At 37.1% G+C, this 25,258-nt stretch carries 21 protein-coding genes; 5 read left to right on the top strand and 16 right to left on the bottom strand.

All coding sequences use genetic code 11. The features are described 5' to 3' along the window. Nucleotides 1–678: 678 nt before the first annotated feature. Nucleotides 679–1,338: a hypothetical protein gene (locus tag IGI63_RS01015; RefSeq protein WP_429975969.1), complete on the bottom strand. Its 660-nt coding sequence runs from the start codon at nucleotides 1,336–1,338 to the stop codon at nucleotides 679–681. 219 nt (nucleotides 1,339–1,557) lie between these two features. On the opposite strand from IGI63_RS01015, the gene efbA reads away from it, so the two are divergent. The 3 genes from efbA to IGI63_RS01000 all read left to right on the top strand — a co-directional run bounded on the left by efbA (nucleotide 1,558) and on the right by IGI63_RS01000 (nucleotide 4,103). Beyond that, nucleotides 1,558–3,270 (top strand): fibronectin-binding protein EfbA, encoded by a 1,713-nt coding sequence (gene efbA / locus IGI63_RS01010; RefSeq protein ID WP_002391630.1) that lies wholly within the window; start codon nucleotides 1,558–1,560, stop codon nucleotides 3,268–3,270. 154 nt (nucleotides 3,271–3,424) lie between these two features. Beyond that, entirely contained in the window at nucleotides 3,425–3,688 is a 264-nt protein-coding gene (locus IGI63_RS01005; protein ID WP_002381957.1) for a hypothetical protein, read from the top strand. 73 nt (nucleotides 3,689–3,761) lie between these two features. Next, nucleotides 3,762–4,103: an iron-sulfur cluster biosynthesis family protein gene (locus IGI63_RS01000; RefSeq protein WP_002391631.1), complete on the top strand. Its 342-nt coding sequence runs from the start codon at nucleotides 3,762–3,764 to the stop codon at nucleotides 4,101–4,103. 38 nt (nucleotides 4,104–4,141) lie between these two features. Here the strand turns inward: IGI63_RS01000 and IGI63_RS00995 are convergent, their stop codons facing one another. From IGI63_RS00995 to IGI63_RS00985, 3 genes are all read right to left on the bottom strand, one after another. Then, the gene (locus IGI63_RS00995) at nucleotides 4,142–4,600 is read right to left on the bottom strand and encodes a DUF441 domain-containing protein (RefSeq protein WP_002357887.1); all 459 of its coding nucleotides are present in this window, start codon (nucleotides 4,598–4,600) and stop codon (nucleotides 4,142–4,144) included. A 473-nt stretch (nucleotides 4,601–5,073) separates the two neighbouring features. Continuing rightward, a complete protein-coding gene (locus IGI63_RS00990; protein WP_429975153.1) occupies nucleotides 5,074–6,123 on the bottom strand; it encodes an oxidoreductase in 1,050 nt (349 codons plus the stop codon). Nucleotides 6,124–6,147: 24 nt separating this feature from the next. Continuing rightward, the gene (locus IGI63_RS00985; protein ID WP_429975152.1) at nucleotides 6,148–7,581 is read right to left on the bottom strand and encodes a glycoside hydrolase family 1 protein; all 1,434 of its coding nucleotides are present in this window, start codon (nucleotides 7,579–7,581) and stop codon (nucleotides 6,148–6,150) included. Nucleotides 7,582–7,823: 242 nt separating this feature from the next. On the opposite strand from IGI63_RS00985, the gene IGI63_RS00980 reads away from it, so the two are divergent. After that, nucleotides 7,824–8,537 carry a GntR family transcriptional regulator gene (locus IGI63_RS00980; RefSeq protein ID WP_002366529.1) on the top strand — a complete coding sequence of 238 codons (714 nt, stop codon included), beginning with the start codon at nucleotides 7,824–7,826 and terminating at the stop codon, nucleotides 8,535–8,537. A 270-nt stretch (nucleotides 8,538–8,807) separates the two neighbouring features. Further along, nucleotides 8,808–9,338 (top strand): DUF5067 domain-containing protein, encoded by a 531-nt coding sequence (locus IGI63_RS00975; RefSeq protein WP_002384665.1) that lies wholly within the window; start codon nucleotides 8,808–8,810, stop codon nucleotides 9,336–9,338. Nucleotides 9,339–9,370: 32 nt separating this feature from the next. On the opposite strand, the gene IGI63_RS00970 is transcribed toward IGI63_RS00975, so the two are convergent. The 12 genes from IGI63_RS00970 to IGI63_RS00915 all read right to left on the bottom strand — a co-directional run bounded on the left by IGI63_RS00970 (nucleotide 9,371) and on the right by IGI63_RS00915 (nucleotide 25,083). Next, entirely contained in the window at nucleotides 9,371–10,336 is a 966-nt protein-coding gene (locus IGI63_RS00970; RefSeq protein ID WP_002357893.1) for a LacI family DNA-binding transcriptional regulator, read from the bottom strand. Between the two features lie 15 nt (nucleotides 10,337–10,351). Next, on the bottom strand, nucleotides 10,352–13,627 hold the full coding sequence (locus IGI63_RS00965) for a GH36-type glycosyl hydrolase domain-containing protein (protein ID WP_429975151.1): 3,276 nt from the start codon (nucleotides 13,625–13,627) through the stop codon (nucleotides 10,352–10,354). Nucleotides 13,628–13,644: 17 nt separating this feature from the next. Further along, nucleotides 13,645–15,795: a glycoside hydrolase family 3 N-terminal domain-containing protein gene (locus IGI63_RS00960; RefSeq protein ID WP_429975150.1), complete on the bottom strand. Its 2,151-nt coding sequence runs from the start codon at nucleotides 15,793–15,795 to the stop codon at nucleotides 13,645–13,647. A gap of 4 nt (nucleotides 15,796–15,799) precedes the next feature. Beyond that, nucleotides 15,800–16,564, bottom strand: coding sequence for an endonuclease/exonuclease/phosphatase family protein (locus IGI63_RS00955; protein WP_002377753.1), 765 nt, complete (start codon nucleotides 16,562–16,564; stop codon nucleotides 15,800–15,802). Further along, nucleotides 16,545–17,462, bottom strand: a complete 918-nt coding sequence (locus tag IGI63_RS00950) for an acetylxylan esterase (protein WP_429975149.1) — start codon at nucleotides 17,460–17,462, stop codon at nucleotides 16,545–16,547. The genes IGI63_RS00955 and IGI63_RS00950 overlap by 20 nt, the downstream gene beginning before the upstream one ends. Then, entirely contained in the window at nucleotides 17,455–18,048 is a 594-nt protein-coding gene (locus IGI63_RS00945) for a DUF624 domain-containing protein (protein ID WP_016627167.1), read from the bottom strand. Before IGI63_RS00945 ends, IGI63_RS00950 begins: the two co-directional genes overlap by 8 nt. Nucleotides 18,049–18,104: 56 nt before the next feature. After that, nucleotides 18,105–19,703: a sugar ABC transporter substrate-binding protein gene (locus IGI63_RS00940; RefSeq protein WP_429975148.1), complete on the bottom strand. Its 1,599-nt coding sequence runs from the start codon at nucleotides 19,701–19,703 to the stop codon at nucleotides 18,105–18,107. A gap of 17 nt (nucleotides 19,704–19,720) precedes the next feature. After that, on the bottom strand, nucleotides 19,721–20,602 hold the full coding sequence (locus IGI63_RS00935) for a carbohydrate ABC transporter permease (RefSeq protein ID WP_002357901.1): 882 nt from the start codon (nucleotides 20,600–20,602) through the stop codon (nucleotides 19,721–19,723). 14 nt (nucleotides 20,603–20,616) lie between these two features. After that, a complete protein-coding gene (locus tag IGI63_RS00930) occupies nucleotides 20,617–21,528 on the bottom strand; it encodes an ABC transporter permease (RefSeq protein WP_002382199.1) in 912 nt (303 codons plus the stop codon). A 291-nt stretch (nucleotides 21,529–21,819) separates the two neighbouring features. Further along, nucleotides 21,820–22,710, bottom strand: coding sequence for a metallophosphoesterase (locus tag IGI63_RS00925; RefSeq protein ID WP_002384670.1), 891 nt, complete (start codon nucleotides 22,708–22,710; stop codon nucleotides 21,820–21,822). 257 nt (nucleotides 22,711–22,967) lie between these two features. After that, complete coding sequence (locus IGI63_RS00920; protein WP_429975968.1) at nucleotides 22,968–23,642, bottom strand: hypothetical protein; 675 nt, start codon at nucleotides 23,640–23,642, stop codon at nucleotides 22,968–22,970. Further along, nucleotides 23,593–25,083 (bottom strand): helix-turn-helix domain-containing protein, encoded by a 1,491-nt coding sequence (locus IGI63_RS00915; RefSeq protein ID WP_002366520.1) that lies wholly within the window; start codon nucleotides 25,081–25,083, stop codon nucleotides 23,593–23,595. The genes IGI63_RS00920 and IGI63_RS00915 overlap by 50 nt, the downstream gene beginning before the upstream one ends. Nucleotides 25,084–25,258 lie beyond the last annotated feature (175 nt).

Here is a 25,258-nt window from a genome sequence, read left to right as displayed (position 1 = left end):
TGGTGAGAATCGCAGGAGCACTTTTTCTACGAATGGGACAACGTTCTCTTCGTTCACCTTGTGCTACTCATCATCTACTCTGTCACTTCGTGCCAATCGTAGTGATTCGTAGCAAAAAAACAACGACTTATCCTAAGTGTTTAGGAGTGGTCGTTGTTTTTATGCAAAACAAAAACCACATAGATGGGTCCTCTATGTGGTCGTTTTTTCTTCTTGAATATAACCAGCATAGATACACTTTTTAGAATAAGTCTTCTAAAGTTGTATCTATGAAAGAATCATACATACAACTATCTACGCCAGTTTTGCCATGATTGGTGCATTTCTTTTACGTTAGATAATTGTGTCATGTATTTTCCCTCCTAGTTATGTTGTTAAAGGTAGTCTACACTATATTGATTTTGTTCGTCAAGAAAAAGTTTTTATTTTCTTGCATTTCTTTTACTTCTAAAAAACGAGCCACTCTTATGAGAGGCTCGTTTTTCTTTATTTCAGCATATTTACCACTTAATTGTTTCGGTTTCTTTCAATTTTCACGGGAACTTTAACTGCTTGTTTTTGCGATTGAATCAGCCATAAACTTACTAAAATCGTCATTGAAATTACTAATGCCATCGAAAATCCCCTCTTTCTAGTTCCTTAAAACTTTCTACAATCTAAGTTTAACATAGCTAGCTATTATTCACCAGTTTCTGGTACTGTATCAGTGCTTTCTGTCGTCGTTTCAGTAGATTGAGCAACGCCAGTCGTGCTGGTCGTCGTCTGTGTTTCCGCGGTCTTTGCTGCTTCTTTTTCAGCTTCTTGCGCCGCTTTTTGCTGGTCTTTCAAAACGCCAGCCATTGGTAATCGATTTAATTCTGGTATTAATTGTGTTTTTAAATCCATAGATTTTTCGACAACCGTCCGTGTCTTTTCTTTGCCGTTTTCAAAGAAAACAAGCGTAATCTCATCGCCGCTAACATTGTATTGCTCTTGTGCTTTGCCAGCATTATAAATTAACGGATAGACATACAGCGAACGATGAAATTCATTCATTTTATCTGAATTAAACAGCTTCACCATTTGATCGTATTGCTTGCCAGACGGTTTAGCAAACATGACTGACATGGCTCCTGTTTCTTGGATTTTCTTGTCTGCTGTTTTGTAATCTAAGACACTGACTTTCTCTGATTTGATGGGTCCTGCGACTAACGATTCAACTTGAGCAGCTCGAATATTTTTTTGCATCGTTGGAATAAAAATGATTGAGCCAATTATTAATACTAATGCTACAATAGCGGTAATCATTAACAGTTTTCTTTGTCTTAATTCATAAAGTGCCTCTTTTAGTTCTTCCATAAAATTATTCAACTTCTAATCGCTCCTCGCTTTTAGTTCTTATCTATTATACTAATCATTTTCTTTCTTGCCTACCCTTGCGCTTTAATTACTAAAAAAACCAGCAAACTTCCCCAGCTTTCTAAGGAAAACCCAACTCCTTTTTAACAAGCTTCTTTCTTAAATTCAAAAACTCCGCTATAATAAAGCTATTAGTCGGAAAGAAACGAGGGATTTATTATGTCATTTGATGGCGTATTTACTCATAGCATGGTTCATGAGTTGACAGAAACACTCGTAAGTGGCCGGATTTCAAAAATCCATCAGCCTTATGAAAACGAAGTCGTTTTAGTCATTCGTGCGAAAGGTAAAAACCATAAATTATTATTATCAGCACATCCTAGTTATGCGCGCATACAACTATCTACAATTACCTATAGCAATCCGGAAACACCTCCTAATTTTGTGATGATGTTACGAAAATTTCTGGACGGTGCCATTTTAGAAACGATTCAACAAATAGAAAATGATCGCGTGATTCACTTCACCTTTTCAAAAAGAGATGAACTAGGTGACTTACAAAATATTGTTTTGATTGTTGAATTAATGGGACGTCACAGTACAATCGTTTTAGTTAACCAATCTTCTGGAAAAATCTTAGATGCGATAAAACACATTGGAATGAGCCAAAATAGTTATCGTTCGTTGCTTCCTGGAGCAACTTATATTGAACCGCCAAAACCAATGGGGCTTAATCCGCTCACGGCCGCAAAAGAAGAAGTCTTTGCGCTTCTTTCTACAGCTCCTGAATTAAACGGACGCTATTTACAACAACATTTCCAAGGTCTAGGCAAAGATACAGCAGACGAATTAAGTGCCCGTTTACTTGCACAACCAAATGAAAAAATGGCCATCTGGACAGAATTTTGGTCCTCAGTCACTGAAGCTGTTGTACCGACATTAACCGTCACTGAAAAAAAAGAATATTTTACGCCCATTCCTTATCAATCATTAGTTGGTGAACAAACAACGTATCCGACACTCAGTGAATTACTAGATGCCTTTTATTCTGGTAAAGCAGAGAAAGACCGTGTCAAACAACAAGGCGGCGAACTAATTCGCAAAATTGAAAATGAACTAAAAAGAAATCAAAAGAAACTTAAAAAATTACAACAAACCTTAGCCGATACAGAAAACGCTGAAAATTACCGTCGCGACGGAGAACTATTAACAACCTTCATGGCACAAGTCCCAAAAGGAGCCACCGAGGTGGAATTACCAAATTATTATGAAGAAAATGCACCGTTGCGTATCTCGCTAAATCCTGCACTTTCACCTAATCAAAATGCACAAAAATATTTTCAAAAATATCAAAAATTGAAAAATGCTGTCCGAGTTGTTAAGACACAAATTCAGCAAACGCAACAAGAAATTTCTTATTTAGAGTCAGTTGTGGCACAACTTGAAATTGCGACACCAATGGACATTGAAGTGATTCGTGAAGAACTGATTGAGCAAGGCTATTTAAAACGAAAAAAAAATAAAAAACAAAAACAGCCGAAAAAAAGCCAACCCGATCTTTTTTATGCCACAGATGGCACACCTATTCTCGTTGGAAAAAACAATTTGCAAAATGATCAATTGACTTTACGAACCGCTAAAAAAACTGATTATTGGCTCCATGCCAAAGATATTCCTGGATCTCATGTAATTATTCGTGACGCACATCCTAGCGAAGAAACCCTTACTGAAGCCGCACTTCTAGCAGCTTATTTTTCAAAATATCGACTTTCTTCACAAGTGCCTGTTGACTATGTCCAAGTAAAACATGTGCATAAACCCAATGGAGCAAAACCAGGTTATGTGATTTATGAAAACCAACGAACGTTATATGTGACGCCAACAGAAGAATCGATCAAAAAAATCCAGCAAAATAAGGCTTCTGCTTCCTAATTATATTAAACTAAAAAACAACGTACTGCCGATTGATCGTACGTTGTTTTTTGCATTGGCAAAAACATTTATCAAGTGATAAATAACACAAGTAAGCTCAATTAGTTTACAAACTAGCTATTTCTCTCTATACTGACTGTTGGAGGTGAAATTCATGGTCTTTTTACACATTATTTTTGGGATGTTTGCCTTTATTGGCGCTTTAGGTTTAGGTGTCGCCTTCCGCGATAGCTTTACAGAACTTTCAACACCAAAGAAAGCAGCGATTATTTTATCTTACGTAGGTGCGATTGGTTCAACAGTCCTAGGGTTCACATCAGCAACAAAAAATCCATTTGTTTTAGCTGCAACAGTTGTCTTAGTTGTCGCCTTTTCTATTGCTCTTTTCAAAAAAAGCAGTAAAGAAACAAGCAAATAATAAAACCTTTGAAGAGCGGCATAGCGACAAGCTACCCTCTTCCTTTTACATACTATTTAAAGGAGTGAGGCAAATGTCTCTGACTATTTCTGAAGAAGTAAAACAACGTTTAGCCCCTTTCTTAACTGAAACGAACACCTTCTTGTTGGTAGCAAATGACGGCTCTAATCCTTATTCTTCCGCAGAAGGTTGTTGTATGATTGGCGATCGTTTCATTATCGTTCCTGTTGATCAAGCGGAAGCGCCTTATACCGAAACAATTGCTAATGATTCTTTTCACGTCTATACTTCGACGTATGACCAAATGTTTTTAACAGGGCATTTACAGCTAGTGATTCATCCGAATGCGGGAACCATTACTTTAAAAAATGAAAGTGGCATATTAGATAGTAATGTGGACATTTATCAACACTAAAAAAGCAAACAAAACGTTTACGCGTTTTGTTTGCTTTTTTAGTGTTGAAAGGCTTGAAAGGTAGTAATGATTACGTACATCATCCCCGATGCAATAATCGGACCAGCTGCAATTCCTTTTAAAAAAACGACGCCAAGAATCGTTCCAAAAACTAAGGCCACCGTAATCTCTGGCGATTGATTAATTAAACCTACTCCTTTTGAGGATAAAACAGCTACCAGAATTCCACAAAGTATCCCCAGCCATCCCATCGGTGTTTTGAATGATTGGATTAAATCCTTTAAGCCAATTTGTCCCGTAGCAATCGGGACTAAAATGGTAATTGAAATAATTGTGACGCCTAAATTAATGCCTTTATCTGACAACCACGACATGATTTTCGCACTATTTGGTAAAGCTTTTAAAGCAAGCACAACAACTGACGCAATTAATAAACTTTGATTTTTTGCAACAAACGCAATCAAGGCAATCAGTAGTAAAAAAAGCCAACTTTCCACTGGTTGTCCTCCTTTCTGATTTGGTTCTTTCGTTAACCAAACTTTCTTGTCTTTCCTATTTTAGCAAAGAACCTCTTTAATTACCATTCAGCTTCAGTAATTATTGTCTTTTTCACCTGAATCTTGCTTAGAAAAAACGAGTTAAAAATTAATTTTTTCTCATAACAAGCCTTTTTCTCTTTGAAAAATCATTTTATGAAGTATACTAATATTAACTATAAAGTAGTTTACTTGCATTTATACTGGATATTCGATATCCTATTTAAGGCTCTTCAATTGAGCGAGCATCACAAAAGACATTTTAGTAGCAATTCTTGGGGAAGTAGTGCTACTAAGATGTCTTTCCTTTTTTTATTTTTACTAACAATATACGTTTCTTATATTAAAATTCACAACTCTTTATAAATAAAAGCGCCTGCCCCACAGTTGTCTGGACTGTAGGGCAGGCGCTTTTCAAGTCATTTAAATACGCTTTAGTTTTCTTTCAAATGATAAACACTTGGACTTGGGTTAAGAAAACCTGCTTCTAAAATTTCGATGTTAGTTAATGCTTGCTCTTCAGTTACTAGTTGCGGTGCACCATTTTTCAACGTTTCATAAACGGCATCATAATAACGACCGTAATCACCTACAGGCGTTTTAATTTGTTTTTTAATCCAGTCGCCATTGCCATTACGGTAGGTCACTTCTCCATAATACATTGGTGAATCTTCTCCAAAGCCTGGTGCATCTGGCATGATTCCGGCTTTTAAATCATTTTCTTGTTGATCTTCACCATATTTGATGAACGAGCCATTGCTGCCATGAACAATAAAACGTGGATACGGACTAGCGACAGAATGATTCGTTTTAACTTTTACTTTTAATTTTGAACCATAATGTAAATCAACGTCAAAATAATTATCGACTGCCTCGCTCACTTCATTATTACGAATATCATAAGTGACTTGATCTGGACGCCCGAAAAGAGCAATCATGCGATCCATTAAATGAATGCCTAGTCCGTAAAACGAACCATTTTCTTTAGGTCCTTGTTCCGTGATACTTCCTGGTCGATAATAATCAATATGTGTTTCCACTTCATTGATTTCTCCTAAAAAGCCTTGCTCTACTACTTGCTTCATCGCTAGGTAATCGCCGTCGAAACGTCGATTTTGATAAGGCATCACTACTACACCTTTTTCTTGCCCTAAAGCAAATAATTCCTCTGCATGTTCTAACGTATCACAAAATGGTTTTTCCACAATCACTGATTTACCAGCTAAAATGGCTTGTTTGGCTAAATCATAATGTGTATGCGCAGGCGTACAGATTGTGATCAATTCAATTTCTTGATCCGTCAATAATTCATTAAGGTCAGTGGTAAAATTTACGCCTTTTTCTTTAAAGGGCGCTGCTGCTTTTTCATTAACATGTAAATCGAAAATCGTTTTCACTTCTAGTGTTTCTCGAATCATTACGTAAGGTAAATGGTAGCGGTTGGCACTTTTACCAAATCCAATAAGCCCCATTTTTACTGTCATATTTTCCACACTCTTTTCTTATAATTAGATAAGTCCATTTGATTCAATGACTTTTTGATACCAATAATAACTGTCTTTCGGGATTCTTTCTAAGGAACCTTTTTGTGTTTCATCTTGATCCACATAGACAAAACCATAACGCTTTTGATAGCCGTTGAGCCACGACAGTAAATCGGTGTAACTCCATGTACAATAACCAATAACTGAAACGCCATCCGTAATCGCCTCTTGAATCGCTTGGATATGGCTTCGCAAATAATCAATGCGATACGTATCATGAATTTGTTTATCTTCTGTTAAGGTATCATATTCGCCTAACCCATTTTCAGTAATTAAAATAGGCACTTGATAGCGACTAGCTAATCGTCGTAAGGCAATTCTCAAACCTTGCGGGTCAATGGCCCAATCCCAGTTCGTTCGTTCAACATATGGATTATTTACTTTTTTAAATAGACCCGGTACCCCAGATTCCGTTTCAGAACCCTTTTCACCCGTTGTATTCATCTTCCCTATTCCGACGCCATCTAATGGATTAGCAGCAACCGTATCCGTCCGATAATAATTAATACCTAGAAAATCAGGTTTGGCTGAACGTAGTAACGCTAAATCGCCCTCTTTTACCGTTGGGGCCACACCTTGCTCCTGTAAGTAATTTAATGCGGCAATTGGGTATTCTCCCCAAAGATAGACATCTAACCAAAAATGCGACAGCAAATCTTCTGCATTTTCAGCCGCTAAAACATTGGCAGGATGCGCATCAACGGCATAAACAGGCGTATAAGCAAAGCTAGGGCCAATTTTGCCAGGCATTTCTAATTCATGAAACGCATTAATCACTGCTGCATTGGCTAAATTAGCAATATGATTGGCCTCATACATCCGTTTATTGTCTGTTACGCCGGGAGGATGCACGGCTAATTGATAACCTAACGAAGTAAACACATTTTGTTCGTTTAAACTAATCCAATAGCGAACTTTGCCACGGAAAGCGTCAAATAAAATTTTCGCATAGGCCACAAAATCAGCAATAATTTTTCTTGATTCCCAGCCACCATATTCTTTTTGCAAAACAGCTGGCAAATCCCAATGATATAAAGTTACCATTGGTTCAATTCCTGCCGCTAATAACTCATCAATTAAATCTGAATAAAATTTCAGTCCCGCTTGATTTACTTGACCACGCCCTTCAGGTAAAATTCGTGTCCATGCAATCGAGAAACGATATGCTTTTAAACCTTGTTGTTTCATTAAAGCCACATCTTCTTTAAAACGATGATAATGATCGACGGCTAAATCGCCAGTTGTCTCTTTGAACGTTTTTCCTGGTAGCCGAACAAATTCATCCCAAACAGATGCGCCTTTGCCGTCTTCATTCCAAGCACCTTCTACTTGATAAGCTGCCGAAGCTGAGCCCCATAAAAAATCTTGCGGAAATGCTTTTAGTTGGTGATGTTCCATTGTCATACCTCCCTCTTTTCTGTGCTGCCCTTTTATTGTAAAAGGTTTTCACAAAAAGTACCAATCAGATCAATAAGTTCTTCTGTTTACTTTTAAAACTATATAGTTTTGAAAAGAATAAGTCAACTACTTTTATTTAAGTACTTGATTATTAAGTGGTTACGTTAAAAATAAATATATAGTTTCAACATGTTAAATTCATGGTATAATGAGAGAAATACTGGTGATAAAGGAGGACTCTGATGCGGACAAATACACGTTATAAAGAAATTTATGCTGCTATAAAACAGGATATCGAAGCAGGTGTTTATCCCATTAATCAAAAGTTACCCCAAGGTCGTCTTCTTGCAGAAAAATATCAAGTCAGCGAACTAACCATTACAAAAGCCTTACATTTGCTTGTGCAAGAAGGTTATGTTGTCAGACGACGTGGCTCGGGCAGCTTTGTTCAAGACTTTCAAAATCGAACCATTACTAAATTTTCTCCGTTAACCGGCACTTACTCAACCTACGATGGAAAAGTTGAATCCGTGGTTTTAGGCTTTGCAACAGAAGTACCTGAGCCTTGGGTGACTGAAAAATTAAGTATTACAGAAGAAGAGTTAGTCTACAAAATTATTCGTTTACGGATTATCGAAGATGTGCCCTCAATTATTGAATACACTTGGATGCCCGTTGCTTTAATTCCGAACTTGACAATGAAAGAATTGAAAGTCTCCATTTATCAATATATTTCGGAACAATTGCATCAAAAAATTCAAAGTGCGCGGGTCAGCATTTCTGGGATCCGTCCTTCTGCGTTGGAAAAAAAATATCTAAACTTAACCGATAATGATTTCCTGATGCGTGCAGAACAAATTGCTTACCTAGGCAATGGACATATTTTTGAATACTCAATTGCGAATCATATTCCTAGTGAATTCACTTTTGAAACTGTCTTAATTGCAGAAAAATAGAAAACTTTTATGTTGCCATTTCTCATTTCTAACAAAACGATCTCTTTACTTTGAGCCAATACTTTTTGTTAGAAATGTTTTTCTGTTAGTTAAAAATATTTTTCAAATTATATTTCCAAACATGAATTTTGATAAAAGTATTGCTATTTACTAGAACTACGATTAAAATATTGCTTGTAGCACTCTTTTTTATATAGATACAAGCAATTTGTTTTTTACATAGTCAATCAACCAAAGTGAGGACTTTATATGAGGAAACCCTACATTTTAATGAGCTTACTCGTTCTAAGTACCTTATTAAGTGCTTGTTCAACTGTAAGTGGCAGCCCAGCAAGTCAAAGTGCGCCCGCACCTGATGAAGTGTTGGCGACAAGTATTGGGACGTATGAAAATCGAACATTGTTGGTTCCAGATGGGCGTTTAGCCTTAACTGCCTTGCATAAAGGAAAAGATTATCAAGGCAAACCAATGTTTTATGTCCTGTTTGAATTAACCAATACAACCGAAAAAACACAAAATATTCAGCTAATGATTCAAAGTTTTATGGAAGTTAGTCAAACTGTCCACGGAAAAGCCCAAAATTTACAATATGCAGTCTTAACAGATTCACCTTTCCAAGACAAATTAGATCGTTTAGCAGATGAAATCAATCCTGGTGAAACAATCCAAGGCGCTTACCCGTATGAATTTATTAATGAGAACAAGCCGGTCCATTTTAAATTTAGAGATCGCCTTCTCAGTCTGGATGAACCCATTGCATCAGAAGAAATTACCATTACAGAAAAAAGTTTGGTCCGCTAGCTTAGCTAGCATTGGACCAAACTTTTTATTTATTATTCAGACGGAAAAGATTCTCCTTCTATAAAACGTGTGTAAATGTGTTCGCTCTCAGCAAGTTCTCCCCGCATTAAATGAATAATTTTCTCTGCAGCCACCATGCCCCATCGATGTTTAGAATAGGCAATTGTTGCTAATCGCGGTTGCACAAACGCACCTAGTTCAGAATTATCAAAACCAATAATCCGAATGTCTTTCCCCATTTGGTAATTTGTTTCTGCAACATATTTATAGACACCGATCGCCATTTCATCATTAAAAGCAAAAACATCGACTGGTTCTGTCTGTGGTTGACTCAAAATTTTTTTAGCAGCCGCATAGCCAGAAGGTTCGGTAAAATCGCCTTGGATAATTTCATAAGGTATCCCAAAACGAGTTAATTCTCGTGTACTAACAGCCAATCTTTCTTGGCTATCATAACCTTTTTCTGGTCCAGAAAGCAGAAGAACTTTTTTTGAACCCACATTGACAAATTGCTCAATTGCCTGCGTGGCACCGCCACGATTATCCAAGAGAACTTGCCGAATATTCCTATGCTCAGTGGTTCGATCAAGGACAACGATCGAATGGCCTCGTTCAGCAAACTTTTCAATTTCTTTTGTTGGAAATGTCCAATCTAAAATAATTGCCCCATCCACCATTTTTTCAGGAATGAAAAGATGTGACTTTTTACCGCTACAGACAATCATCTCATAATCAAACAGTGCTAAGCCTTTCTTAATTCCCTCCAACAATTCACCATAAAAACTACCGCCATAATCAGCCAAATAGACACCAATAATATTGGTTTGACGACGTTTTAATGTGCGAGCGGCCATGTTAGGAACATAGTTTAGCTCTTCAGCAATTGCTTGGATGCGCGTTCGTGTTTCTTCAGTTACCTTTGAACTACCATTCAATGCGTAAGAAACGGTCGAGATTGATACGCCTGCTTTTTTTGCAATATCTTTAATTCCTACCATGGACTACTCTCCTTTCTAATGGTAAATTTCAATAACACTTGCTTCATTTAATAATGAAAGCACCTCGTCTTTTTGAACTTCCATTCCCCCTTCTCGATAAGGGTTTTCTTCAAACTTAAACGGAACCTCTTGACCATCGATAACTATTTTCGCTGACTGATTTGGGTAAAATTTATATGTGACAGGTTTATCAAACAATTGGTAAGTTAGTGCTAAACCAGACAATTTTTCTGGTAACACGGGATCAAAAACCACACTTTGGGCCTTTTGCCGAATCCCTAAAACAGCTGTAATTAATTGATTTAAATAAATTCCTGGCCCGCTTGAATAAATTCGCCAACCACCTTTTACCCCAATACTTCCATCTTTTAGTTTACCAAAATTTTCTTGTGATTCATACCTTGTTTTAAAATCGCCATCGGAACTACTAAAATAGGCATTGGCTTGGCGTAACTCTGCATTGTGAACCACTTCTTTTAATTGAACTGGATTGATTTGCATTAATGCTTGCCAGGTTTTGTCTCGCTGACCAATTTTCGCCATCGCTTCTGTATAGCGAATGTGCGCATGAACATACTGTAAACCAATTTCGCGACCAAAATTAGCCGCCTGTTCTGCTCGTTTAAAATTAGTGCTCACACCGCCTCGATAGTTCGCTGGTTTGTTCATTAAGCGCACGCCATCAGGAAACGTTAATTCTTTTTCAATAATTTCTAAATGATGACTTACTTGTTCCGGTGTTAATAATTCAGCTAACATACTACGGGTCATTGGCAATAATCGATATTGAATCCCTGTTTTTTGGTCATTTGGGTGAATCATTTGTTCAAAAGTTTCTGGTGTTTCCATATAAATAAACCCTGGAATCGTTTCATCCGCCAACATATATTTTTGAAAATCGTTCTTTATTCCTGCGACTAAAATTGCTAAGTGCTGACTATAAGTAGCATCGATTTCCGTAATTAAAGCCGCAAATTTTTTCAATACTTGATACGTTAAGGCAACGGTCCAACTACTAGCCATTTGCTCTTTAAGACGATTATCATAAGGTTGTAACGTGTCATCCCAATCGCCGTCGCCATAACAAGATAGAAAAGTTTCTGGTAAAAAATGTTGTTCAATATAATTTATTTCTTTTTTCAAATGTTCAAATAAAGATGCTGTTTCTTTTGTTTTGTGATTATCTTTGCGACTTGTATAAGGGATTTCCGTAGCTAAGATTGAATAATCTGCAGTTTGTTCCAAATAATCAGCCACTACTTTCAATGGCCAGACGATAATATCGCCATGGCTTTCACTGGCTTTTTGTTCTTCGTATCGGTCAAACATAAACCATTGCGGCCAGTTGCCATCGTCCTCAAATTGATTTTCAAATAGATGCTGAATAATGGAGGCCACGATCTTAGGCTGTTGCGTCGCAAAGAAAAATTCTGTCGGTCCCTGCGACACATCTCGTGTGCCCCAAGCTGCTCCACCATACTGTTCTAAGCCATGTGGCGACAAATAATGAACGAGCATATTATGAGTATACCAACGAGTTAATTGATTCATTTGCTGCACACTTGAGTCTGTGTGTGTTAACTCAAAATGATGTAACAAGCCATTAATGAATGCTAAATATTGACTTTCTGCTTTTTCAAAATCTAATGGTGCATTGACTAATGCTTGGTCCTCTGTGCTGCCCGTAATAAGTAGTGAAAATTTTTGGGTCTTTTCGATTGCCAAGACTAATAAGTCTGCTTCAGCTCCACCAAATAATGTGCTATCGGTTACTTGAAATGATTTATCAACTGTCAATGCATAGGTTAGTTCTGGGTAATAATTTTCTGTAGCAGAATGATTTCCCGTCACTCGAAGTGTTTTGCCAGCTTGTTCTAATTGATAGGTTGGGACTTCTTCCGGTCCTAATAACAAATGGTTAGAAACAGCCCACATATATGCATCCTTTTGACTGGTCACTTCCAATTGAATCACTCTTGAATCAGGCGAAGTGAAGGTGCGTACCCGAATTGTATCCTTTGGCAACTTATAATACCACGTAGCAGAGTTCAACCCCATTTCAAAAGCAGAAGGCATTGTTAGTAAGCACCATAAGCCGTTCTCTAAAATGTAGATTCGTTGACCAGAGCGTTTCATAACGTTTAAAGCGTTTCGGCTATTACTCATTAATTTGTTCATGGTCGTATTTCCTAAAACTACTTGTGAATTGAAAATGCCATACATATACACTGTCGTACTAAGCAAAGGTTCGTCAACCGTTAAGCCTTTACCACTTAATAAAATGTGGCCATGTGCTCTTTCCATGGCAATTTCTTTTTCTTGAAGAACAACGTGATGGTAATTTTCCGTGAAAAAGGAATACGTCTGACCTGCTACTTTTTCAATTTGTGTCTGAATGGGATAAAGTGCAGCCAAATCTTCTTCTGTTAATGGATTTCCTGTGATAGGTTCTCCTAAAAGTTTCGGAGGATAGTCCTGTGTTTCTTCTAATGAATCGAATGTCACAGTTTCATAAATAGCTTGTAAGTCTTCTTTCGATAAAAAAGGTTCAGCTAATGCTTGCGGATGTGTTTCTGTTACCGCACCATAAAAAACAAATTCCTTACTTTCATTCGTTAATTGGACGGCTTCCGTTTGTAAAGCGGTGTAAGCAAATTCATATTGATAGACTTCATTTGCTAAATATCTTTTTCCCAATGCTTCTGGTGTGTTCGTTTGTTTAAATGAACGTCCGAAAAATTGATAGCCGTCCGTTGAGTAGCCTACTAATTTTTGAAAACTCCCTTGAATAAGGGCTGGAAACTTCTCATTTTGCGGTTGATTTTGTCTTGATAAAACAACAAGCTCTTCGCCCTCTTGCCAAATGTGATGATCAAGATACTGCGACACATACGCTTCATTTGACTGAACGGCTCCTTTTGTCGCTAAGCCAATATCTTGACCATAAACAATATCTACTAAGCCAGTTCCAGTGACATTAACCCGCCAGAACCATTGATTGCTTGGCCCCAAACGAAAGTCAACTTGGTAACGAACCGCTTCAAATTCGCCCCGCCATGTCAATTGGTTATCTGAAAGATAAAAATCACTTTGACTGTTGGAACCAATCATTGGTCGATAATTAATTGTGTCCCCTGTAATTATCCGCAAATAGAGTTGGTTCATACTGCCGTCTAAAGGATTACCTTCTAATTGATTAATCATCATGCCACAGCTATTCAATTCTTTTAAATCACCTGTCTCTAGAAATGTAGCAACTGTGTCTGCTTGCTTAAGATTCTTTATCTGCATAACTTATCCTTCCCATCTTATTCATTTAACGTGACTGTTGCGGTTTGTACATCGCGACTATTTCCACCAATCATTACGATAAATTCACCTGCATCACTGGTTACCTGATTGTCTGAATGAGCATAGCGCACCATATCCTCTGAAAGAAGAAACTGAACTTCTTTTTCTTCCTTTGGTTCCAGCCAAACTTTTTGGAAATCTTTTAACTCTTTAATTGGGCGAACCACTTGTCCAACCAAATCACGTACATAAAATTGCACGGTTTCCTCTCCAGCGATTGGACTGTCATTTCTTACTAAAACAGAGACCGTGACTGGTTGTTCTTTGGTAAATGTTAATGCACTTAGTTGAATTGGTTGATAAGAGAAATGACTATAACTTAAGCCAAATCCAAAGGGATATTTAGCGTAATTAGAGACATCTAAATATTTAGAAACATATTTTTCTTCTGGTGCTGACTCATAAGGACGCCCAGTATTGTCGACATTGTAAAAAATTGGCACTTGACCAACCGTTTCTGGAAACGACATACTTAAACGACCACTTGGATTGTACTGTCCCCACAAAATTTCTGCTAGCGCATTGCCCCCTTCTGTTCCAGGTTGCCAAGCTTGCACAATTCCTTTTGCAACATCTATCCCTTGTAAATCTAAGGGCCGGCCACTGTAGACCGTGACAACAACATTGGGATTTTTCTCAATAATTTGTGCAACTACTACTAATTGTTTTTCGGGTAGACGAATATCACTGCGACTGGCAGCTTCCCCACTCATCCAATCTGTTTCGCCTAGTGCCACTACTACTTTATCTGCTTGACTAGCTAACGTTAAAGCCTCTTCAATGGCCGCCGCGGTCGGTTCAAAGTAATCAAAGGGTTCTTGGGCAACTAGGAGATTTGTGGTTAATTTTTGGGCACCAGCCACGAGGGAAATGGCTTCTTCTTTCTTTCCTTGCCATGACCAGGCCCCTAAAATATCTTGTGATTGGGCCCCTGGGCCGACAAGCGCGATTTTTTCTTGCGGTGTAAAAGGCAAAATATTTTCATTTTTTAAAAGAACCATTGATTTTTGAGCAATCTTTTTAGCTATTTCTCGATGTTCTTTGCTTAAAATCACTTCTGCTTCCGCTTGTTCATCCGCACCACGATAGGGATTTTCAAATAAGCCTAGCTCATTTTTTAGTTTTAAAATTCGCATAACTGCTTCATCAATAAGTGTTTCAGCAATCCGGCCTTCTTCAAGTAATTCTTTTAAATAATCTGGATAACACGTGGTCATCATTTCAATATCTACACCAGCTTTGATAGCCAATTCTGCTGCCTGTTTTTCATCTTTGGCAACGCCATGAGGAATTAATTCTTTAATCGCTCCCCAGTCTGAAATCACAACTCCTTCAAAGCCAAATTCATTTCGTAATACGTCTCTAAACAGCCATTGGTTGCCTGTAGCAGGAATCCCATCCACTGTATTGAAGGACGTCATGACAAGTTTTGCACCCTCATCTAATCCAGCTTTATAGCCAGGTAAATACATTTCTCTTAGCTGCCGTTCAGACATATCTACCGTATTATAATCCCGACCAGCTAAGGCACCACCATATGCCGCAAAGTGCTTCACGCACGCGGCTACTCGCCAATTGTCTTCTTTTAAATTTTCTCCTTGGTAACCTCTAACCATTGCAGCAGCTAAGCGGCTGTTGAGTAATGGATCTTCACCTGTTGACTCCATGACACGTCCCCAACGTGGATCGCGCACTAAATCAACCATTGGTGAAAAGGTTACATGTAATCCTGAAACAGCAGCTTCTTTTGCTGAAATCTCCGCCATTTTTTCAACCGCTGCTTCATCCCAAGTGCTTCCTAAAGCCAAAGGAATCGGAAAGATGGTTCTGAAACCATGAATAATATCCGCCATTAAAAGTGTTGGAATATTTAATCGATGATTTTGCATATATTCTTTTTGAACACGTTTTGCTTCATTTGCACCGGAAACACCCAGTGTTGTCCCCGCCGTATCAATCGTTTCTTGACTTAGTCCTAGCTCTGACATAGGGCCGGTCTTTTCTTCTGCTTTATCTGAATAAAACGCTGCTGCTAATTGTAATAATTGATTAATTTTCTCATCAATTGTCATTTCTTCGACTAATTGAATCAGTTGATTTTCTTTCATACTCTCACCTTTCTTCAATACATACTTCTGCTTCTAAAGGAAAATGGTCGGAGGGAAAACGTCCATCAATACTATCTGTTAAACTTGCGGTTTGCTGTACTTGCCAACCTTTTACATAAATATAATCAATTTCTTCTAATTCCGCCCAAGGTTTTGTGTAAGTAAAATTTTGAAATGTTCCTCTTGGGCCATAATGAGTAGCTAAATTTTTGCTATCTTGAAATTTTTTTTGAACAAGTTGATGCACCGCTTCCCCCGACTCTGCATTAAAATCGCCCATTAATAAAGTTGGATACTGTGCAATTTTGTCATGTAACTCCTCTAAGATAACGGTCATTCCTGCTAAACGAGCATGAGCTGAAATATGATCCAAATGAACATTGATGACTAAAAAAGGCGTATTTTGAGTCGTTTCCTTAAATAGTCCCCACAAAGCAATTCTTGGACAGCCAGCTTCAGGATGGATACTTGGCTGCTGAGGTGTTTCAGATAACCAAAAATACCCTGTATCAATAGCCTGAACTTTTTGTTCGTTATAGAGAATCGCTAGTCCTTCTCCTTGACCATCCCCTTCTCTTTCCGCAGAAAGACAGGTGAATGTTGTATACGCCTTTAAATCCCTGACTTGATTCGGTCGTACTTCTTGAATACAACAAAGGCTCCAATCATGAAAATTGATTAACTGACAAACAGCCTCTTTACGAAAAGACCATTGCCAATCTTGGTCATACTCTGTATCTACCCGGACATTATACGTAGCTATTTTCATTTTTAACCTCCTGCAATAGTTGTTGAATTTGACGCATCTCTCGACGGATCTGGGTTGTTTCACCGCCACCATGGCCTTTTTTCCAATACACTCTGACTGCTTTTCTTGCCTTTATCTGATGATAAGAAGGGAAAAAATCTTTCATTGGACATATCGGATCGTGACTCCCAACAGAAGCAAAGACTGGATTTTTAATTTGCGAAACAAAGTGACGACTATCAAAATAAGGAAGAACCGCGGCAATTTTTTCATGCGCTTGAGGATGCTCTTGTAAGTACTGATGAATAATTTGATACGAACCCGTTCCTTCTGCTACTCTATTTTCTAAACAAGAATGACTTGGAACATCTGCAAAAGTAGCTAAAATCGGGAAGTCGACTAAACTGTTCACCATTAACACTACGCCACCCCCTTGGGAACCACCACGAAGAATGATTTGGTCCTGATTAATTTCAGTAAAGGTCCGCACCACTTCTACGCTACGTAAATGGTCGGCAAACAAGCGGCGTTGGTACCAATCTTCTTTGTCTAGAAATCCTCGTCCCATTGGTGCTTCATGCCAAATTGTTTGATATGGCACACGATCTTTGGTTAATCCCCCTTGACCTCGATTATCAATGACAAAACAAGCACAACCAATTTGTGTCCAATGAGCAAATTGACAAGGTTCTTGAATATGATTCATATAGCCTAAACAATCAATCACTATTGGCTGTTTCCCCGCCGTTTTAGGAAGTAACAAATAGCCAAAGATGCGCTCACCTAGGAAACTTAAAAAGTCGACCTGTTCCACTTGAACATTTTCCAATGGATAGTCAATGACCCGCCGATGGATATCTAGCGGTATTTTTTGAAGTTCTTCCTTGGTCTTTTGCCAAAACTCAAAATACTCATTCATGTTCCACACCTAACACTTTCTGAAAAAACGCAACTTGAAGAAAAGCCGTTGTCCCGAATCCTAACGCAATATATAAAAACAAATTAAGCTTATAGAAAAAAACAAACGTTAAAAGAGGTAAAATAAACAAAATAATCGCATTTGCACTATTACTTAAGACCACATAAACCGTCTCACCTAGTGTCTTTTTAACGGACCAATTAAAAACGGAAAAGAGAAAAAGAAAACTCGTCAAAAATAATGCAACAAAACTTAATAGAAAAATAGCTAAGAAACCTAAACTAGTGGCTATTTTAAATAAACTTGTTACGACAATACCGCCCAGTAAAAAAGCAACGAACAAGACACCTGTTAAAATAAAACCTCGCATGATATTAGTTTTTAACGCTGTCCAAAACGTTCGTAAAACAGGAATATCTTTTTCACGATACAAACGATAGATCGTTCGATACAACGCAATTAAGCCGACACCGCTAAAGATGCCTGTTATACAGGTAATTAAAAAGAGAAAATTAATAATGATCAAGTTGGCAATAAAAGAAAAAATCCGATAATACCAACCTTCATATGCAAATAGCTTATTCATATTAAAAGAGAAAAGCGGATTTCTCGTTGCTTTATCCGCTTTTCTCTCCTCCTCTCTTACTTAAGTTTGTCTCTGTTTTCTGCCATTTTCTCAGATTTTATTTTTTCAATTGCATCCCATTTATTTGATTTTAAGAATGCTTTGTAGTCTTCTAAAGATTTGTCAAAGGCTTTATCATCTTTCGCACGAATCATTGAAATAACGGTTGTATTTAGTTTGGTTTCAATCGCTTCATTCGCCCGAGCTTCCGGAGTTCCTGCATCTGGATTAATATTTTCAATTACGAAATGTGGGACCAATTTTCCTTTGCCCCATTCTTGCATTTGCGTTAAAGCACTTTCCATTGGCACTTTTAGTTTATTAACACGGTCATTGTTAAAGTATAGGAAACGACTAATGCCATATTTTTTGTTATAGGCATCATTGTCTGTTTGTTCTAATTTTTTCACTTCTGGTAAATAATCAATTTTTCCTTGATCATTGTACGCATAAGTAACTCCTTCAACGCCATATTTTGTTAAAATTTGTCCTGGTTCATCAATTAAATATGTGAATAGTTGAGTGACTTTCGCTGGATCTTTCGCATCTTTCGTAATGTAATTACTTAACCAACCTGAAATGCCGGTTTGATTTAATGTTGGTTTTCGGCCAGAAGTGCTACTTGGTCCATCAATGGCTATATAACGTGTGCCAGATTTTTTCATAAATTCTGTGAAGTTCCCACCTTGACCACTGGTTCCGGCAACGAGCATGGTTGCATAATTTCCTTGTTTCACTTTTTCATCAAACGTCGCTCCATCATCTGTGAAGCTATCATCACTAATATTGCCTGCTCGGTAAACATCATTAAATGTTTTTAACCATTCTAAATATTCTTTATCTAAATTTCGATCATAGTATTTCCCATTTTTATCCTCTAAAGGAACACCTAAGAAGTCTTGTAATTTGTCTAAAAATGGTCCTGCACCATCGCCCACTGTGGTGAAACCCATTGGGGTCATCTCAGGATATTTTTCTTTAATCTGTTGCATGACTTTTTCAAAATTTTCTGGTGTTGAAACGTCTGGCTTGCCTAATGCATTATAGACATCTTCACGAATAACAAAATTATCATTTACTGGGATATTTCCACTTTCATAATCCGCTTGTGTATTAGAGTAATTAGGGTAACCATATGTTTTTCCATCCTCCAAGGCATACCATTTAAACGTATCTTGGTTAACAACTTTCATTAAATAGGGGTCATATTTTTTAGCTAAATCGTTTAAAGAATAGGCCCAAGAATCTGCTTTCAATGCTGCTTGTCCAGTTTTTTCAGTTAATGTCACGATATCAGGCATATCTCCACTTGAAATCATGGCATTTAATTTTGAATCATCGCCGGAAATAAATTCAATATCCACATTTAAGTCTTTTTTAATCTGCGCAGTGGTCACGTCTTTTCCAAAAGGCAGCGCCGTCCAATCTGAGTTAATATACCATTTAATCTTGGTCGGTTCTTTCTTCTTATCTAACTTCCAAGCAGGCGTCTTTTCATCTAATTCATACCGATCCTTAATTGAGACATCTGAGCTAGCTTTCTTTTCCCCACCGCTACAGGCCGCTAAACTAACGACCGCCGTTGCCACCAATAAACCGCCTAAAACTTTTTTCATATTGTTCCCTACTTTCTTTATTCTTTTACTGCACCGGCCATCATACCGCCGATAAAGTGTTTTTGTAGTAATGGATAAATGATTAAAATTGGTATCGTTGTAATGACAATTGTTGCCAGCTGAACACCACGTGTCGTTGCCTGCACCACCATATCTGTACTGCCGCTCTCTGTCATGGTACTCAAGTTTGATTGAACAATAATTTCATAAATTTTCATCTGCAATGGATACAGATATTCTTTGGTAATATATAATTTCGTGGTCATAAAGTCATTCCATTGACCTACCCCATTAAATAAAATAATGGTGGCTAATGCCGGTTTTGTTAAAGGTAAAAAGATTTTATAAAAAATTTGAAACTCACTGGCGCCGTCTATTTTGGCGGATTCTTCTAAAGATGGTGGAATTTCTCGGAAAAAGTTCATTAAGATAACTACATCATAATAGCTAAATAAAGCTGGAATGATATATACCCAGAAGGTATCTAAGAGTCCTAATGACTTAATCAAAAGATACGTGGGAATCATGCCCCCACCAAAGTACATTGTAATGACACCCATCGTTGTATAAATATTACGCCCGACTAGTCTAGATTTACTAAGTCCATAAGCAACAATTGCACAGAACAGCGTATGCGTCGACGCACCGATGACTGTTTTTAAAACAGAAATCAAAAACGCTCGCGGAATGCTACTATCCGAAAAAACTTTCCGATAATTTTCTAGCGTAAATCCTTTCGGCCATAAAACCAAGCCTTTACCGGCTAAACCCGAACTTGACGAAACTGAGGAAACTAAAATATTCCAAATTGGCACGATAATTAATAAAGAAAACAACACAAGAATTAACGTATTGAAAAAGTAAAACCATTTGTTTTCTTTTGATTTTCTTTTAATCACAGCTGTTGCCTCCTTTATAAAATAACCGACCGACCATTGTTCATTTTTCTAGTAATGCGATCTGTAATGACTAATAAAACAATTGAAATAACAGAAATCCCTAAACCAACTGCCGTCGCATAAGAAAAGTCCCCTTGCGTTAGCCCCATACGATAAACAAATGAATTAATTACTTCTGATTTGTTTTGGTTTTGAGCATTCATTAAAACCAACGTTTGATCTAAGTTCGATCCCAATAAACCGCTAACATTTAGAATTAAGTTCAACGAAATAATCGGCGCTAATAAGGGCAAAGTAATCGTTCGGATTTGTGTTAATTTTGAAGCACCATCAATTCTCGCCGCTTCATAAAACGTTGGATCAATACGAGACATACCAGCAAGATAGAGAATCGTGCCCCAACCTACTTCTTTCCACAAATCAGAAAGAACAGCAATCCACCAATACTTATCAGGATCTAACAAATGATTGACGCCCTGATTCATTAAGCCTAACGACATCATGACTTGGTTGATAAAGCCATTTGTTGAAAGCCACGAAATCAACATCCCGCCTAAAACGATCCAAGAAAAAAAGTGCGGAATATAAGAAATCGTCTGAATCACTTTTTTTAAATGTCCATCTCTCATTTCAAAAATCATTACCGCTAAGATAATCGGAATAGCGAATCCTAAAAAAAGTTTCATTAAACTAATCGCTAAGGTATTACGAACTGCTTCCCAAAAAAAACTATCTTCCATAATGATTCGAAAATTTTCAAGTCCAACCCATGGTGCAGAAGAAACCGTATCAACAATCGTATAATTTTTAAAAGCAATGATAATTCCATAAATTGGAATGTAGTTAAAGACAATCATGAATGCTACACCCGGAAGTACCATCCAATGCAATTGCCGCTGATCATAAAACTTTTTTAGTTTTTTCATAAGCAGGGTTCCTTTCTTTTTAGTGAAACGTTTCTACAAACAGATTATACATTCACTTCAAACGGTTGTAAACCCTTACATTATGGTTTTATTTAAAAATAACAGCATTAAAAAGCGCTATAGACCATTTATAAAGAAATTATTTTCCCTGCTTCTTTTTCCATAAAAATACTCTTTTCAGATATTTTAAAGCATTTTATAGAAACGTTTCACCAAAAATATGAACATCTTTTTCTTAAAAATAATTCTGTTAAATAACAGAAAAAAGTCTGGTCGGATTGACCAGACTTTTTAAATATAGATAGTAAAATGTGTAATTTCAGGGATCACCCCAAAACGGGCATGAATGGCGGTCGTTCCTAAGCCTGTATTAACATATAGTTGCGTTTCTTGGTCCAACTGATACAATCCTCTGGTATACTTTTCTGCTAAAACATTTGTGATTGGATAAAAAGGAATCCAAATTTGTCCGCCATGGCTATGTCCTGCTAAAACTAACTGTGTACCCGTACCAACAAATGCATCCGCGACATCTGGTTCATGGGTCATTAATAACGCATAGTCATACGTTTCTCGATAGGATAATGTTTCTGAAACGGAAGGATTTCCTAATAACGAGTCATCTAAACCACCAATAAAAAGACGGCGTCCATCTGCTAAGGTTACTGTTTCTCCTTGGTTTTTCATAACGGTAAAGCCACTGGCCTCCATGACTTCATCATACACCGCAGAAGCACCGCCACCATAATCATGATTTCCCCAAACTGCATATTTTCCAATTGTCGCTTGCAACTGTTTTAACTTTTCAATCATCGGTTCTTTTTGTTGCGGATTTTTGGCATAATTGTCAAATAAATCACCTGTAAAAACGATAATATCTGGTTTTTCACGATTGACTTTTTTTATGACTTTATCTAACCGCTTCGTCTCATAAAATTCTGAAACTTGTATATCCGAAAGTTGCACAACATTCAATGGTTCTCGTTGATTTTTCTTTCCCAAAGTCACCTGATTAACGTGAACTAAATTCGGCTCAATCTTCCACGCATAGATTGGGAGTGCGATAATTAAGAAAAAAAATAAGAGCATTATACTTAAACCAATTTTTTTAACCACATCACTCGCTCCTTTCTTTTCTTTGATTTCCGAAGACTTAGTATAGAGAAAAATCTTCTTAACCACAATCTAAAACAAAGGAAATTAAGGCTTTGTTAAACAACCTAAAGAATTTCCACAATCTCTTATCCTTTTCTTAGCTTTTTTATAAAAAAAGCTAGATAATTTCATCTGTCGATGAAATTATCTAGCTAGAACATTCTTCTCTTAATGATGATGTTTTCGAAACGTTTGATAACCAATTAAGCAAAATAAAATCCCCAATAAAATCATTCCAGTTACTGAAAATAAGCCTGCTAACATCTTTCGCATCCTCTCTGTTGCTAAACTTCCTTATTTGTAGTCACTATTTCTTGTTGTAAAATTGGTTGAAATAGACGACGTTCTGCTAATTTTCTTGCTAAAATTGCTTCACTTTTTTTCGTAAAGATACCTAAGTTATGACGCTTGCCTTTCAAAGAGATATAAGCCAGCCATTTCCCAGAAGCGGTCTGGCTCACTCCTTTGTGTCCGCTGCTATTATTTTTGGGGCGTTTACTTTGTAACTTCCCTGGAATTACGCCAGCAACTCTTTGTCGGTAATCCTTCTTTTTACGATGACCGCAACTTTTGGTATGGCCATTCAACAAATTTTCACAGCGAACCCAGCAAGATTGTCCGCACGAACACAGACAATACGCTTTCATTGTCTGTTGAATACTTTCGATCCGTACCACGACTAATTCATGATAGTTTTTTTTCAACATTGTTTGATAGCGATGGTGCGCACATTTGGTTCGATACCCACGAATTAGTTGTCTTCTTGAAGCTTCTGTATAGCTCCCACAAGAACAGCGACAGGTCCAAACAATTAGCCCTTCTTTTCTTTTTACCGTTGGTGCTACTACTGTCAACTCACCAAACTTTTGACCAGTTAAGTCTTTATAGTTACCTGCATGTCTCAATTGACTATCCTTCGTATTCTTGTTCTCGCCACATCTCGATTGGGTCTCTCCCATAGTGCTCATTTTTCTGAGTCTCTCCCTTTCTTAGTTCTCTGACCACCTCAGCAAATACTTGCCAATCTTTTGTTTCCGGCAAATGACGCCATGTCAATTGACGACACCGTACTTTCGAACTATAAAAATCGGACAAATACAAATCGGTTTCTAAGGTTAATTTGTGATCAATCATGACATCCATATAATTGAAAGAAGCAATAATTTTTGCAATAAAGCGGTTATAATCCTCCCCACCAGAAAAATCAACAAATACATGAATCGTTTTTTCAATTGCGCAAAAAGACCGATCATTTAACAAACAAAACATAAAATCATAATATAGATGCACGCGTTCATACATTAAAAATCGTTTTTGATGCAGCGACTCTGTCTTTTGTATAAAACCATCTAAGGCGCGATGAATTTGAGGAAACCGCTCTTCAAAGAAACTGCTCTGCTTGGCGGGAATAAATGCAGCCACTGAAAAGTATAGGCGGTCCCAGCGATAACAAATCAACTTTAATTTTTCTTTTGTTTCCACCGTAATTCGCTTTTCAAAGAAAGGAATAACACTATTCATATGATCAATAAATTCGTCTAACATGGTTAACTTATCTGGAAAAACAATCGGACTATCAATGTATTCATTTAAACTTAAAAAAAGAAAAATATATGAAGTTTCTTTGCCAAAATCCTCTTTAAAAAGAGGCGTTTCGCTTGTATAGATTTTTTCAAACGCATGCTGTAAACAGCTAGGCACATGAACTTCCGTAAAAGAGTCCACTACATGATCAGAAAATACACGAAAACGTTGGATCGTTAAAAGAATAAATAGTTGTGCGCTTTGATTAAGACTAAACGTTCTTTGATACATCAGTTGTAAATCGTTTATAAATCGCTTAATGCCAGGACTATTTTCCAGCAAAATGTTAGGCAGCCTTTCTTGATTACTTCCATAAAAATAATACAAGCATTGAAAACAAAAACTTCGGATATTTTTCTCTTCTCCAACCAAGCCTGTTGACTTTAATTTAATACGCCAATTAGCTAAAATCAGATTTAGCTTATACGAGAAGGCATAAATTTTGCTTTTGCTCATAAAATGAATTTGAGAAAATTCTTGAATCGTGTGCTTTTGATAGAGGCCCACATCAAGAAGCAACTTGGCCATTAGTGATTGATCAAAATAGTATTTTCTTAAGGCTTGATAATCAATTTGCGATAATTTTTGCGCACTAATCAGTCCTTTAGCTGGAAAAAGAATTTGACTCCTTGAAGAAATCTGTGTACATTCATAATTTATTTGACGGCACAACGATTCTAACTTTTGAGTGGATAAATCAAAATATCCATAAAATTCTTCTTTTAATAATGGACCTTCACTATTCATAAAAGTTTGATAAATAAGTAATTTATCTCGGAATTCTTGGTCTAATAATTCATCTAACAAAGTAGTCACATTTTCAACTCCAAACTATCACGCCTTAAGTATCTATTTTTTTAACAAGACGTGAGTGTCAATCTTGCTTATTTTTTCCACAAATTTAAAAATGATTCTTTCAATATTTAGGAATCTTCATAGAAAAGTATTATTTTAACCAAAAAAAGCCCCCTTGCGTCACCAAGGAGGCTTT

The organism is Enterococcus sp. DIV0086 (assembly GCF_050498705.1).
Lineage (GTDB): Bacteria > Bacillota > Bacilli > Lactobacillales > Enterococcaceae > Enterococcus > Enterococcus faecalis.
Note: the sequence above shows the minus strand (reverse complement) of the source record. Positions and strands in the feature narration are given on the sequence as shown.

What these genes read in the sequence shown, in the direction of transcription:
- IGI63_RS01015 (WP_429975969.1), bottom strand. Translation starts at nt 1,338, where the DNA reads ATGGAAGAACTAAAAGAGGCACTTTATGAATTAAGACAAAGAAAACTG.
- efbA (WP_002391630.1), top strand. Translation starts at nt 1,558, where the DNA reads ATGTCATTTGATGGCGTATTTACTCATAGCATGGTTCATGAGTTGACA.
- IGI63_RS01005 (WP_002381957.1), top strand. Translation starts at nt 3,425, where the DNA reads ATGGTCTTTTTACACATTATTTTTGGGATGTTTGCCTTTATTGGCGCT.
- IGI63_RS01000 (WP_002391631.1), top strand. Translation starts at nt 3,762, where the DNA reads ATGTCTCTGACTATTTCTGAAGAAGTAAAACAACGTTTAGCCCCTTTC.
- IGI63_RS00990 (WP_429975153.1), bottom strand. Translation starts at nt 6,123, where the DNA reads ATGACAGTAAAAATGGGGCTTATTGGATTTGGTAAAAGTGCCAACCGC.
- IGI63_RS00985 (WP_429975152.1), bottom strand. Translation starts at nt 7,581, where the DNA reads ATGGAACATCACCAACTAAAAGCATTTCCGCAAGATTTTTTATGGGGC.
- IGI63_RS00980 (WP_002366529.1), top strand. Translation starts at nt 7,824, where the DNA reads ATGCGGACAAATACACGTTATAAAGAAATTTATGCTGCTATAAAACAG.
- IGI63_RS00975 (WP_002384665.1), top strand. Translation starts at nt 8,808, where the DNA reads ATGAGCTTACTCGTTCTAAGTACCTTATTAAGTGCTTGTTCAACTGTA.
- IGI63_RS00970 (WP_002357893.1), bottom strand. Translation starts at nt 10,336, where the DNA reads ATGGTAGGAATTAAAGATATTGCAAAAAAAGCAGGCGTATCAATCTCG.
- IGI63_RS00965 (WP_429975151.1), bottom strand. Translation starts at nt 13,627, where the DNA reads ATGCAGATAAAGAATCTTAAGCAAGCAGACACAGTTGCTACATTTCTA.
- IGI63_RS00960 (WP_429975150.1), bottom strand. Translation starts at nt 15,795, where the DNA reads ATGAAAGAAAATCAACTGATTCAATTAGTCGAAGAAATGACAATTGAT.
- IGI63_RS00955 (WP_002377753.1), bottom strand. Translation starts at nt 16,564, where the DNA reads ATGAAAATAGCTACGTATAATGTCCGGGTAGATACAGAGTATGACCAA.
- IGI63_RS00950 (WP_429975149.1), bottom strand. Translation starts at nt 17,462, where the DNA reads ATGAATGAGTATTTTGAGTTTTGGCAAAAGACCAAGGAAGAACTTCAA.
- IGI63_RS00945 (WP_016627167.1), bottom strand. Translation starts at nt 18,048, where the DNA reads ATGAATAAGCTATTTGCATATGAAGGTTGGTATTATCGGATTTTTTCT.
- IGI63_RS00940 (WP_429975148.1), bottom strand. Translation starts at nt 19,703, where the DNA reads ATGAAAAAAGTTTTAGGCGGTTTATTGGTGGCAACGGCGGTCGTTAGT.
- IGI63_RS00930 (WP_002382199.1), bottom strand. Translation starts at nt 21,528, where the DNA reads ATGAAAAAACTAAAAAAGTTTTATGATCAGCGGCAATTGCATTGGATG.
- IGI63_RS00920 (WP_429975968.1), bottom strand. Translation starts at nt 23,642, where the DNA reads ATGGGAGAGACCCAATCGAGATGTGGCGAGAACAAGAATACGAAGGAT.